This is a genomic window from Streptomyces sp. NPDC101237, assembly GCF_044767465.1.
Taxonomy (GTDB): Bacteria; Actinomycetota; Actinomycetes; order Streptomycetales; family Streptomycetaceae; genus Streptomyces; species Streptomyces gramineus.
Genome location: NZ_JBIWNY010000034.1, coordinates 1 through 12388, shown reverse-complemented (window position 1 = coordinate 12388; position 12388 = coordinate 1). Strand labels below are relative to the sequence as shown.

Here is a 12388-nt window from a genome sequence, read left to right as displayed (position 1 = left end):
CGTGCACCCCGCTGGGGTCAAGGACCGGCGCAGCGGTGAGCACTGGATGGGACGCCTCTACATGCGTGAGGTGTCCCTGCGGGTGGACCGCTACCTGGTGAACACCAGGGTCACGCCCAACCAGCTCACGTACCTGATGACCCTCTTCGGCGTGCTCGCGGCCCCGGCCCTGCTGGTGCCGGGGATCACGGGCGCCGTGCTCGGTGTCGTGTGCGTCCAGATGTACCTGCTGCTGGACTGCGTCGACGGCGAGGTCGCGCGCTGGAAGCGGCAGTACTCGCTGGGCGGCGTCTATCTCGACCGGGTCGGCGCCTACCTCACCGACGCCGCCGTGCTCGTCGGCCTCGGACTGCGCGCCGCCGACCTGTTCGGTACCGGCCGGATCGACTGGCTGTGGGCCTTCCTCGGCACCCTGGCCGCGCTCGGCGCCGTCCTGATCAAGGCCGAGACCGACCTGGTCGGCGTGGCCCGGCACCAGGCCGGTCTCCCGGTGGTCAAGGAGGCCGCCGCCGAGATGCGCTCCTCCGGCATGGCCCTGGCCCGCCGGGCCGCCGCCCTGCTCCGGTTCCACCGGCTCATCCTCGGCATCGAGGCCTCGCTGCTGATCCTGCTCCTCGCGATCGTCGACCACGTCCGCGGCGACCTCTTCTGCACCCGTCTCGGCACCGCCGTGCTGGCCGGCATCGCGCTGCTCCAGACCCTGCTGCACCTGGTCTCGGTGCTGGCGTCGAGCAGGCTGCGGTGAGCGCCGGGCTGAAGGTCGGCGCGGTCGTCATCACCATGGGCAACCGCCCCGACGAACTGCGGGCCCTCCTCGACTCCGTCGCCAAGCAGGACGGCGACCGGGTCGAGGTGGTCGTCGTCGGCAACGGCTCACCGGTCCCGGAGGTCCCGGCCGGCGTCCGCACCGTGGAGCTGCCCGAGAACCTCGGGATCCCCGGTGGCCGCAACGTCGGCATAGAGGCCTTCGGCCCGAGCGGCCGGGACGTCGACATACTGCTCTTCCTCGACGACGACGGTCTGCTCGCCGAGCACGACACCGCCGAGCTGTGCCGGCGGGCCTTCGCGGACGACCAGCGGCTCGGCATCATCAGCTTCCGCATCGCCGACCCGGAGACCGGGCAGACCCAGCGCCGGCACGTGCCCAGGCTCCGGGCCGCCGACCCGATGCGTTCCTCCCGGGTCACCACCTTCCTCGGCGGTGCCAACGCCGTCCGCACCCAGGTCCTCGCCGAGGTCGGCGGCCTGCCGGACGAGTTCTTCTACGCCCATGAGGAGACCGACCTGGCCTGGCGCGCCCTGGACGCCGGCTGGATGATCGACTACCGCTCCGACATGGTCCTCAACCACCCCACCACGGCGCCCTCCCGGCACGCGGTGTACCACCGGATGGTCGCCCGCAACCGGGTGTGGCTGGCCCGCCGCAACCTGCCCGCGCCGCTGGTCCCCGTCTACCTCGGGGTGTGGATGCTGCTGACCCTGGTACGGCGCCCCTCGCGCCCGGCCCTGCAGGCCTGGTTCGCCGGCTTCCGGGAGGGCTGGACCACCCCGTGCGGCCCCCGTCGGCCCATGCGGTGGCGCACCGTGTGGAAGCTCACGCGACTGGGCCGGCCCCCGGTGATCTGAGAAGCTCGAAGGTGCGTGTCCGCGTTCGCGGGGATGTCCCGGCGCGCGGACGGCGCCGGGAACGTGTCCCATGGCGGATACGTGTCACCTCCGGTAGCACAATTTCGTAAGACGCACGTAAGACGAACCCGAGGACGAAGGCTCGACCCTTGAGTGAGACAACGCACGACGTCGGAATCGCGGTGAGCGCGGTGCCGTCGCCCGACGAGGGCCTCACGGCGGCGCAGCTGGCCGCCAAGCACGGGCTCACGGTGAGCGGCGCACGTCCCTCGCTCGTCGGGTACGTACGCCAGCTCTGGGGACGCCGGCACTTCGTCCTCGCCTTCTCGCAGGCGAAGCTCACCGCCCAGTACAGCCAGGCCAAGCTCGGCCAGCTCTGGCAGGTGGCCACACCCCTGCTGAACGCGGCCGTGTACTACTTCATCTTCGGCGTCATCCTGCACGCCAGCCGCGGCATGTCCATGGACATCTACATCCCGTTCCTGGTCACCGGCGTCTTCACCTTCACCTTCACGCAGAGCTCGATCATGACGGGCGTGCGCGCGATCTCCGGCAACCTCGGGCTGGTGCGCGCGCTGCACTTCCCGCGCGCCGCGCTGCCGGTCTCCTTCGCGCTCCAGCAGCTCCAGCAGCTGCTGTTCTCGATGATCGTCATGATCGCCGTGGTGATCGGCTTCGGCACCACGCCGGGCCTGTCCTGGCTGCTGGTGCTGCCGACCCTGGCGCTGCTGTTCCTGTTCAACACCGGTCTGGCGATGATCGTGGCCCGGCTGGGCGCCAAGACGCCCGACCTGGCCCAGCTGATGCCGTTCGTGCTGCGCACCTGGATGTACATGTCCGGTGTCATGTTCTCCATCAGCAAGATGATGGAGCACCGGCCGGAGTGGGCGCGCCTGCTCCTCCAGGTGAACCCGGCGGCCGTCTTCATGGACCTGATGCGCTTCGCGCTCATCGACGGATACGGCTCCGAGAACCTCCCGCCGCACGTCTGGGCCGTCGCCCTGACCTGGGCCTTGGTCGTCTTCGCGGGCGGGTTCGTGTACTTCTGGAAGGCTGAGGAGCGGTACGGCCGTGGCTGAGCTGAACGACATGGAGCGCGACGAGGGGGAGCGGATCCCCACCGTCATCGCGGAGGACGTGCACATCGTCTACCGCGTCAACGGCGCCAAGTCAGGCAAGGGCGGCGCGACGGCCGCCCTGAGCCGGATCGTCAAGCGGGGCGAGGAGCGCGGCGTCCGCAAGGTGCACGCGGTGCGCGGCGTCTCCTTCGTCGCCTACCGGGGCGAGGCGATCGGCCTGATCGGCTCCAACGGCTCCGGCAAGTCCACCCTGCTGCGGGCCATCGCCGGTCTGCTGCCCGCCGAGAAGGGCCGGGTCTACACCAACGGCCAGCCCTCGCTCCTCGGCGTCAACGCGGCCCTGATGAACGACCTCACCGGCGAGCGGAACGTCATCCTCGGCGGTCTCGCCATGGGCATGTCCCGGGAGGAGATCAGGGCCCGCTACCAGGAGATCGTCGACTTCTCGGGCATCAACGAGAAGGGCGACTTCATCACCCTGCCGATGCGGACCTACTCCTCCGGCATGGCGGCCCGGCTGCGGTTCTCCATCGCCGCCGCCAAGGACCACGACGTCCTCATGATCGACGAGGCGCTGGCCACCGGTGACGCGTCCTTCCGCAAGCGCTCCGAGGAGCGGATCCGGGAACTGCGCCGGCACGCGGGCACGGTGTTCCTGGTCAGCCACAACAACAAGTCGATCCGGGACACCTGCGACCGGGTCCTGTGGCTGGAGCGCGGTGAGCTGCGCATGGACGGTCCCACCGAAGAGGTGCTCAAGGAGTACGAGAAGTTCACGGGCAAGTAGCCCAGCGGCTCCCCGGGCCCCGCCGGAACCTTTCCGGCGGGGCCCGGCGTCTGCAAAGGAAACGTCAACTCCGGCTCGCCTTAGGAATCTTGAAGCCAATCGGTGTGTTGTTGTGATCTGCGGGACACCCCGACGAACCTCGATGCGTTGTACAACGTAAGCTGTACCGGTCCCGGAAAGCGGCAAGTGGGGCGATAATGCGCGACACCCTCGGCCGGGCCGCCCCGTGGATTGCTGGGCGGCGTGTCCGAAATAGTGTGTATTGGGTCGGCAGTGTAGAACGGGAGATGTGACGGCAATGGCTACGGAAACTCCCCAGCTCAACGCAGGCCACGCCGTCCCGGCCGCGGGCAGCGAACGGTGACGGCGGCCACCCCGGCGCGTACCGGAGAGGCCGAGCGGGGCACTCTGGACAAGGCCGCGGACGAGAACTTCCCCGTGGCCCCGTTCTTCCTGCCAAGGGCCTGGCGCGACGACCTGATGGCGGTGTACGGCTTCGCCCGCCTCGTCGACGACATCGGCGACGGCGACCTGGCCCCCGGCGGCGCCGACGCCCGGCTGCTCGGCGTCTCCCCGGCCGAGGCCGACGACCGCCTGGTCCTCCTCGACGCCTTCGAGGCCGACCTGGCCCGCGTCTTCGACGGCACCCCGCGCCACCCGCTGCTGCGCCGCCTGCAGCCCACGGTGCGCCGCCGCGGCATGACCCCCGAGCCGTTCCTCGGGCTGATCGCCGCCAACCGCCAGGACCAGCTGGTCACGCGCTACGAGACCTACGACGACCTGCTCGCCTACTGCGAGCTGTCGGCCAACCCCGTCGGCCGCCTGGTCCTCGCCGTCACCGGCACCTCGACCCCCGAGCGGATCCGCCTCTCGGACTCGATCTGTACCGCGCTCCAGATCGTCGAACACCTCCAGGACGTGGCCGAGGACTTCGGCCGCGACCGCATTTATCTGCCCGCCGCGGACATGAAGCGCTTTCATGTCCAGGAGGCGGACCTCGCCGGGAAAATCACGGGCGCATCGGTGCGAGCACTGGTTGCATACGAAGCGCAACGCGCCCGCGATCTCCTGAATGAAGGCGCCCCCCTGGTGGGTAGCGTCCACGGCAGGTTGAAGCTGCTGCTTGCGGGGTTCGTGGCGGGGGGAAGGGCGGCGATCGAGGCGATCGCCGCCGCCGAATACGACGTACTTCCCGGCCCCCCCAAGCCCGGCAAGGGCCGGTTGCTGCGTGAGGTGGGCGTGACTCTGCGAGGAGAGGGGTGATCCGGACCGTGGACTCTCCCACACCTGTGTCCGCACCGGTACTCGCCGCCTACAGCTACTGCGAGACCGTCACCGGACAGCAGGCACGGAACTTCGCCTACGGCATCAGGCTGCTGCCCGCGCCCAAGCGGCGCGCCATGTCGGCGCTCTACGCCTTCTCCCGGCGCGTGGACGACATCGGCGACGGCGTGCTCGCCGCCGACGTGAAGGCGGCCCGCCTGGAGGACACCCGGGCGCTGCTCGCCCGGGTCCAGGACGGCGCGGTCGACGAGGACGACACCGACCCGGTCGCGGTCGCCCTCGCCCACGCGGCCCAGGTCTTCCCGATCCCGCTGGGCGGCCTGGACGAGCTGATCGACGGCGTGCTGATGGACGTCCGCGGCGAGGCCTACGAGACCTGGGACGACCTCAAGGTCTACTGCCGCTGCGTGGCCGGGGCGATCGGCCGGCTCTCGCTCGGTGTGTTCGGCACCGAACCGGGGGCGCGCGGTGTCGAGCGCGCGCCGGAGTATGCCGACACGCTCGGGCTCGCGCTCCAGCTCACCAACATCCTGCGGGACATCCGCGAGGACGCCGGGAACGGCCGCACCTACCTGCCCGCCGACGACCTCGCCAAGTTCGGCTGCGCGGCCGGGTTCCACGGGCCGAACCCGCCCGAGGGCTCGGACTTCGCGGGTCTCGTGCACTTCGAAGTGCGCCGCGCCCGGGCCCTGTTCGCCGAGGGCTACCGGCTGCTGCCCATGCTCGACCGGCGCAGCGGCGCCTGCGTCGCGGCCATGGCGGGCATCTACCGGCGACTCCTCGACCGCATCGAACGCGAGCCGGAGGCCGTGCTGCGCGGCCGGGTCTCGCTGCCCGGACACGAGAAGGCGTACGTCGCCGTGCGCGGCCTGTCCGGACTCGACACCCGGCGCCACACCTCCCGCCGGACCGTCAGGAGGCGCGCCTGATGGACACCGTGGGCCCGGCCGACGCCACCGGGGGGAAACGGCAGGCAACCCTCCGGTGCGGTTCGGCGTCCCTGACTGCGACGGCCCGCCCTGCCCCGTACCACCGGCACGGCGGGCGGGCAGGGGAGGCTGCACGATGACCGACGGCACGCGATCCGAACGGACGCACGACGACATCCCGTCCGGGCGCACCGCCGTCGTGATCGGCGGCGGCCTGGCCGGCGTCACGACCGCGCTGGCACTCGCCGACGCCGGCGTCCGGGTGACGCTGCTCGAAGGCAGGCCGCGCCTCGGCGGGCTCGCCTTCTCCTTCCGGCGCGGCGACCTGACCGTCGACAACGGCCAGCACGTGTACCTGCGTTGCTGCACCGCCTACCGCTGGTTCCTGGACCGCATCGAGGGCGCCGCGCTGGCACCGCTGCAGGACCGCCTCGACGTCCCCGTGCTCGACCTCGCGAAACCCGAGGGACGCCGGCTCGGCAGACTCCGCCGGGACCCGCTGCCGGTACCGCTGCATCTGGGACGCAGCCTCGCCTCGTACCCGCATCTCTCGCTCGCCGAACGCGCGAGAGTGGGCAGAGCCGCCCTCGCCCTCCGTGCACTGGACCTCGGCGACCCCGCGCTCGACGCGCAGGACTTCGGCGGCTGGCTGGCCGCCCACGGCCAGTCGGCGCGGGCCATCGAGGCACTGTGGGACCTGGTGGGGGTCGCCACCCTCAACGCGGTGGCCCAGGACTCCTCCCTGGCGCTCGCCGCGATGGTGTTCAAGACCGGTCTGCTGTCCCACCCGGGCGCGGCCGACATCGGCTGGGCCCATGTGCCGCTGGGGGAACTGCACGACCGGCTCGCCCGCAAGGCGCTCGACTCCGCGGGCGTGCGCACCGAAGTCCGTACACGCGTCACCTCCGTCTCCATCAACGAGAACGGGACGTGGAGCGTTCAGGTTCCCGGCGAGACGCACACCGCCGACACCGTGGTGCTCGCCGTGGCCCAGCGCGAGGCGTACGACCTGCTGCCCGAGGGCGCCCTCGACGCGCCGGAGGACCTGCTGGAGATCGGCACCGCGCCGATCCTCAACGTCCACGTGGTCTACGACCGCACGGTGCTCACCAAGCCCTTCTTCGCCGCCTTGGGCAGCCCCGTCCAGTGGGTGTTCGACCGCACCCACGCCTCGGGTCTGCGCGAGGGCCAGTACCTCGCGCTCTCCCAGTCCGCCGCCCAGGACGAGATCGACGCGCCCGTGGCGACCCTGCGCGAGCGCTATCTGCCCGAACTGGAACGGCTGTTGCCCGGTGCGCGCGGCGCCGGCGTGCAGGACTTCTTCGTGACCCGGGAGCGCACCGCGACCTTCGCCCCCACCCCCGGCGTCGGGCGGCTGCGGCCCGGCACCCGCACCAAGGCACCCGGCCTCTACCTGGCCGGAGCGTGGACCGCCACAGGGTGGCCCGCGACCATGGAGAGTGCGGTCCGCAGCGGTGTGAACGCGGCCGACGCCGTACTGCGCACCCTGGGCCGGCCCCGTCCCCGCCACCTCTTCGAGTTCGAGGAGGCGGCGTGATGCTCGACCAGCAGGCGGCAGGCCCCCGCACCCCCGGTACCGCAACAAGAGGAGAAACTGTGCCCACTGTGCCCCCGGCCGAGACGGCTGCCGACGCGGTGGACGTGACCGCGCTCCTGGAGCGCGGCCGGACCCTTGCCACCCCGGTACTGAAGGCGGCCGTGGACCGTCTGGCACCCCCCATGGACACCGTGGCCGCCTACCACTTCGGCTGGATCGACGCCGAGGGCAACCCCGCCGACGGCGACGGCGGCAAGGCCGTGCGCCCCGCGCTCGCCGTGCTCTCCGCCGAGGTCACCGGAGCCGGCCCCGAGATCGGCATCCCCGGCGCCGTGGCCGTCGAACTCGTCCACAACTTCTCGCTGCTGCACGACGACCTGATGGACGGCGACGAGCAGCGCCGGCACCGCGACACCGTCTGGAAGGTGCACGGTCCCGCGCAGGCCATCCTGGTCGGCGACGCGCTGTTCGCCCTCGCCAACGAGGTGCTGCTGGAACTGGGCACCGTGGAGGCGGGCCGCGCCACCCGCCGGCTCACCACCGCCACCCGCGCCCTGATCGACGGCCAGGCGCAGGACATCTCCTACGAGCACCGCGACCGGGTCAGCGTCGAGGAGTGCCTGGAGATGGAGGGCAACAAGACCGGCGCGCTGCTCGCCGCCTCCAGCTCCATCGGCGCGGTGCTCGGCGGCGCCGACGACCGCACCGCCGACACCCTGGAGAAGTACGGCTACCACCTCGGTCTGGCCTTCCAGGCCGTCGACGACCTCCTCGGCATCTGGGGCGACCCGGAGTCCACCGGCAAGCAGACCTGGAGCGACCTGCGCCAGCGCAAGAAGTCCCTGCCGGTCGTCGCCGCGCTCGCCGCGGGCGGCCCCGCCTCCGAGCGGCTCGGCGAGATCCTCGCCGCCGACGCCAAGAGCAGCGACTTCGAGAACTTCTCCGAGGAGGAGTTCGCCGCCCGCGCCGCCCTCATCGAGGAGGCCGGCGGCCGTGAGTGGACCGCCGAGGAAGCGCGTCGTCAGCACACCATCGCCATCGAAGCCCTGCACGCCGTCGACATGCCGGACCCGGTCCGGGCGCGGTTCACGGCGCTGGCCGACTTCGTCGTCGTACGAAAGAGATGATCACTATCGGTCGAATAGCCCTCGCGTAGTCGCCGGCCGGTGCGAGCGCGCAAGCAGCACCGGCCGACGGCGGACCCACAGCAGAACGATTTCGCACGACTGCACGAAGGGGAAGCCATGACAGCGACGACCGACGGAAGCACCGGGGCCACAGTGCCGCCCCGCGCTGCCTCGGCCAGCACGGACCGCACCACCCCCGCGGCGACCGGGGTGAAGGAAGCCGCCGAAGGCGCCATGCGGCGCGCCACCGACCATCTGCTCGCCCGGCAGGACGCGCAGGGCTGGTGGAAGGGCGACCTGGAGACCAACGTCACCATGGACGCCGAGGACCTGCTGCTCCGCGAGTTCCTCGGCATCCGCGACGAGGCCACGACGACGGCCGCCGCGCTCTTCGTCCGCGGCCAGCAGCGCGAGGACGGCACCTGGGCGACCTTCTACGGCGGTCCGGGCGAACTCTCCGCCACCATCGAGGCGTACGTGGCCCTGCGGCTGGCCGGGGACGCCCCGGACGCACCCCACATGGCGAAGGCGTCGGCCTGGATCCGCGAGCGCGGCGGGATCGCCGCCGCCCGGGTCTTCACCCGGATCTGGCTGGCCCTGTTCGGCTGGTGGAAATGGGAGGACCTCCCCGAACTCCCGCCGGAACTCCTGTACTTCCCCAGGTGGTTCCCGCTCAGCATCTACAACTTCGGCCAGTGGGCCCGGCAGACCATCGTGCCGCTCACCGTCGTCTCGGCCCATCGCCCGGTGCGTCCGGCACCCTTCCCGCTGGACGAGCTGCACACCGACCCGGCCAACCCCAACCCGCCCCGTCCGCTGGCCTCCCCGGTCAGCTGGGAAGGCCTCTTCCAGCGGCTCGACAAGGTTGTCCGCGGCTACCGCAAGGTCGCCTTGCGCAGGCTGCGCGGCTCCGCGCTGAGGTCCGCCGGCCGCTGGATCGTCGAGCGGCAGGAGAACGACGGCGCCTGGGGCGGCATCCAGCCGCCCGCCGTGTACTCGGTGATCGCCCTCCATCTGCTCGGCTACGACCTCGACCACCCCGTGATGCGCGCGGGCCTGGAGTCGCTGGATCGTTACGCCCTGTGGCGCGAGGACGGCTCCCGGATGATCGAGGCCTGCCAGTCCCCGGTGTGGGACACCTGCCTGGCCGCCATCGCCCTCGCCGACGCCGGACTGCCGGCCGACCACCCGCAACTGGTCAAGGCGGCCGACTGGATGCTCGGCGAGCAGATCGTCAGGCCCGGCGACTGGGCCGTGAAGCGTCCTCATCTCCCGCCGGGCGGCTGGGCGTTCGAGTTCCACAACGACAACTACCCCGACATCGACGACACCGCCGAGGTCGTTCTCGCGCTGCGCCGGGTCAAGCACCACGACCCGGAGCGGATGGAGAAGGCCATCGGGCGCGGGGTGCGCTGGAACCTCGGCATGCAGTCGAAGAACGGCGCGTGGGGCGCCTTCGACGTCGACAACACCAGCCCGTTCCCGAACCGGCTGCCGTTCTGCGACTTCGGCGAGGTCATCGACCCGCCCTCGGCCGACGTCACCGCGCACGTCGTGGAGATGCTCGCCTTCGAGGGCATGGCCGACGACCCGCGCACCCGGCGCGGCATCGACTGGCTGCTGGCCGAACAGGAGCAGAACGGCTCGTGGTTCGGGCGCTGGGGCGTCAACTACGTCTACGGCACCGGCTCCGTGGTGCCCGCGCTCACCGCGGCCGGCCTGCCCGCCTCGCATCCGGCGATCCGCCGCGCGGTGACCTGGCTGGAACAGGTCCAGAACGAGGACGGCGGCTGGGGCGAGGACCTGCGCTCCTACAAGTACGCCGGCGAATGGAGCGGGCGCGGCGCCTCCACGCCCTCCCAGACGGCCTGGGCGCTGATGGCACTGCTCGCGGCCGGCGAGAAGGACGCCAAGGCCGTCGAGCGGGGCGTGCGGTGGCTGGCCGAGACCCAGCGCGAGGACGGTTCCTGGGACGAGCCCTACTTCACCGGCACTGGCTTCCCCTGGGACTTCTCCATCAACTACCACCTCTACCGGCAGGTCTTCCCGCTCACCGCGCTCGGCCGTTACGTCCACGGCGAGCCCATGCCCGAGGCCGAGAGGAGCTGAATGAGCACCACGCCCGCTCCGGCTCCGCTGCTGATCGCCTGCGCGCTCGGCATCGAGCATCTGGCCCTGCGCGCCGGCGAACGCGGCGGTGCGGGCGGGCCGGTCACCGTGCTGCGCACCGGCATGGGGCCCAGGGCGGCGGAACGGTCCGTCACCCGCGTCCTGGCCGACCCCGCGCTCACCGGCGCCGCCGTCCTGGCCACCGGTTTCTGCGCGGGACTCGCACCCGGCATGCACCCCGGTGACCTGGTCGTCGCCGAGGAGACCCGGGACCCGCGCGGCAGCGTTCCGTGCGTCGGCACCGAACTCCTCGTGAAAGAACTCGTACGGACCCTGCCCGGCCGCACCGTCCACACAGGTCCGGTCACCGGCTCCGACCACGTCGTCCGCGGAAACGAACGGTCCGACCTGCTCGCGACCGGCGCGATCGCGGTCGACATGGAATCGGCGGCCACGCTCCTGAGCGCCGTACGCGCGGGCGAACGCCCCGTTGCGGCCGTCAGGGTGGTCGTGGACGCTCCTGAACATGAACTCGTCCGGATCGGCACGGTGCGCGGTGGAATATCCGCTTTCCGCGTTCTTCGATCCGTTCTTCCGGCTTTTTTCGAATGGCACCGTTCTTTGTTGCTCCCCCGGAGGTGAGCCAGATGGCCATGCCGCTGCGCCAGTCCATCAAGGTCGCGACTTACTTGGCTGAACAGAAGCTCCGCAAGCGGGACAAGTTCCCGCTCATCGTGGAGCTGGAACCCCTCTTCGCATGCAACCTGAAGTGCGAGGGCTGCGGCAAGATCCAGCATCCGGCGGGCGTGCTCAAGCAGCGCATGCCGGTCGCCCAGGCCGTCGGGGCGGTGCTGGAGTCCGGGGCGCCGATGGTGTCCATCGCGGGGGGCGAGCCCCTGATGCACCCTCAGATCGACGAGATCGTCCGGCAGTTGGTCGCGAAGAAGAAGTACGTCTTCCTCTGCACCAACGCCATGCTGCTGCGCAAGAAGATGGACAAGTTCACGCCCTCCCCCTACTTCGCCTTCGCGGTGCACATCGACGGGCTGCGGGAGCGGCACGACGAGTCCGTGGCGAAGGAGGGCGTGTTCGACGAGGCGGTGGCGGCCATAAAGGAGGCCAAGCGGCGCGGCTTCCGGGTGACCACCAACTCGACGTTCTTCAACACCGACACCCCGCAGACCATCATCGAGGTGCTCAACTTCCTCAACGACGACCTCAAGGTCGACGAGATGATGATCTCGCCCGCCTACGCCTACGAGAAGGCTCCCGACCAGGAGCACTTCCTCGGCGTGGCGCAGACCCGCGAGCTGTTCAAGAAGGCCTTCGCGGGCGGCAACCGGCGCAAGTGGCGGCTCAACCACTCCCCGCTCTTCCTGGACTTCCTGGAGGGCAAGGTCGACTTCCCGTGCACGGCCTGGGCGATCCCGAACTACTCGCTCTTCGGCTGGCAGCGCCCCTGCTACCTGATGAGCGACGGGTACGTGCCGACGTACCGCGAACTCATCGAGGAGACCGACTGGGACAAGTACGGCCGCGGCAAGGACCCGCGCTGCGCCAACTGCATGGCGCACTGCGGCTACGAGCCGACCGCCGTCCTGGCCACCATGGGTTCCCTCAAGGAGTCGCTGCGCGCCATGCGCGAGACGGTCAGCGGAAACCGGGAGTGACCGCATGAGCGCCATCTCCCTGGGCCTCCCGGAGGTCCCCGCCCGGCCGGTCGCCGAGCGGCGTGTGTCGCGCCGGATCGACGTCGGCCCGGTGGCCGTCGGCGGCGGCGCGCCGGTGTCCGTGCAGTCGATGACCACGACCCGCACGTCGGACATCGGGGCGACCCTTCAGCAGATCGCCGAGCTGACCGCCTCCGGCTGCCAGATCGTCCGCGTCGC

General features: G+C 71.0%; 13 protein-coding genes. All 13 read left to right on the top strand.

Going from position 1 to position 12388, the window contains the following annotated elements; all coding sequences use genetic code 11:
* Position 1 precedes the first annotated feature (1 nt).
* Positions 2–745, top strand: coding sequence for a CDP-alcohol phosphatidyltransferase family protein (locus ACIRQ9_RS35185; RefSeq protein ID WP_404183060.1), 744 nt, complete (start codon positions 2–4; stop codon positions 743–745).
* Positions 742–1626: a glycosyltransferase family 2 protein gene (locus ACIRQ9_RS35180; RefSeq protein ID WP_404183057.1), complete on the top strand. Its 885-nt coding sequence runs from the start codon at positions 742–744 to the stop codon at positions 1624–1626. The genes ACIRQ9_RS35185 and ACIRQ9_RS35180 overlap by 4 nt, the downstream gene beginning before the upstream one ends.
* Positions 1627–1775: 149 nt before the next feature.
* The gene (locus tag ACIRQ9_RS35175; protein WP_404183054.1) at positions 1776–2705 is read left to right on the top strand and encodes an ABC transporter permease; all 930 of its coding nucleotides are present in this window, start codon (positions 1776–1778) and stop codon (positions 2703–2705) included.
* 10 nt (positions 2706–2715) lie between these two features.
* Positions 2716–3492, top strand: coding sequence for an ABC transporter ATP-binding protein (locus ACIRQ9_RS35170; protein WP_404183199.1), 777 nt, complete (start codon positions 2716–2718; stop codon positions 3490–3492).
* Positions 3493–3852: 360 nt separating this feature from the next.
* Complete coding sequence (gene hpnC, locus ACIRQ9_RS35165; RefSeq protein WP_404183051.1) at positions 3853–4755, top strand: squalene synthase HpnC; 903 nt, start codon at positions 3853–3855, stop codon at positions 4753–4755.
* A complete protein-coding gene (gene hpnD, locus ACIRQ9_RS35160) occupies positions 4752–5705 on the top strand; it encodes a presqualene diphosphate synthase HpnD (protein ID WP_351935485.1) in 954 nt (317 codons plus the stop codon). The genes hpnC and hpnD overlap by 4 nt, the downstream gene beginning before the upstream one ends.
* Positions 5705–5845: a DUF6380 family protein gene (locus ACIRQ9_RS35155; RefSeq protein WP_404183047.1), complete on the top strand. Its 141-nt coding sequence runs from the start codon at positions 5705–5707 to the stop codon at positions 5843–5845. The genes hpnD and ACIRQ9_RS35155 overlap by 1 nt, the downstream gene beginning before the upstream one ends.
* Positions 5842–7263 carry a hydroxysqualene dehydroxylase HpnE gene (hpnE, locus tag ACIRQ9_RS35150; protein WP_404183044.1) on the top strand — a complete coding sequence of 474 codons (1422 nt, stop codon included), beginning with the start codon at positions 5842–5844 and terminating at the stop codon, positions 7261–7263. Before ACIRQ9_RS35155 ends, hpnE begins: the two co-directional genes overlap by 4 nt.
* Positions 7263–8390, top strand: coding sequence for a polyprenyl synthetase family protein (locus ACIRQ9_RS35145; RefSeq protein WP_404183041.1), 1128 nt, complete (start codon positions 7263–7265; stop codon positions 8388–8390). Before hpnE ends, ACIRQ9_RS35145 begins: the two co-directional genes overlap by 1 nt.
* A 117-nt stretch (positions 8391–8507) precedes the next feature.
* Positions 8508–10499 (top strand): squalene--hopene cyclase, encoded by a 1992-nt coding sequence (gene shc, locus ACIRQ9_RS35140; protein WP_404183038.1) that lies wholly within the window; start codon positions 8508–8510, stop codon positions 10497–10499.
* Entirely contained in the window at positions 10500–11141 is a 642-nt protein-coding gene (locus ACIRQ9_RS35135) for a 1-hydroxy-2-methyl-2-butenyl 4-diphosphate reductase (protein ID WP_404183035.1), read from the top strand.
* A gap of 5 nt (positions 11142–11146) precedes the next feature.
* Positions 11147–12169, top strand: a complete 1023-nt coding sequence (hpnH, locus tag ACIRQ9_RS35130) for an adenosyl-hopene transferase HpnH (RefSeq protein WP_404183032.1) — start codon at positions 11147–11149, stop codon at positions 12167–12169.
* A 4-nt stretch (positions 12170–12173) separates the two neighbouring features.
* A partial coding sequence (locus tag ACIRQ9_RS35125) for a flavodoxin-dependent (E)-4-hydroxy-3-methylbut-2-enyl-diphosphate synthase (RefSeq protein WP_404183029.1) occupies positions 12174–12388 on the top strand: 215 nt, incomplete at its 3' end.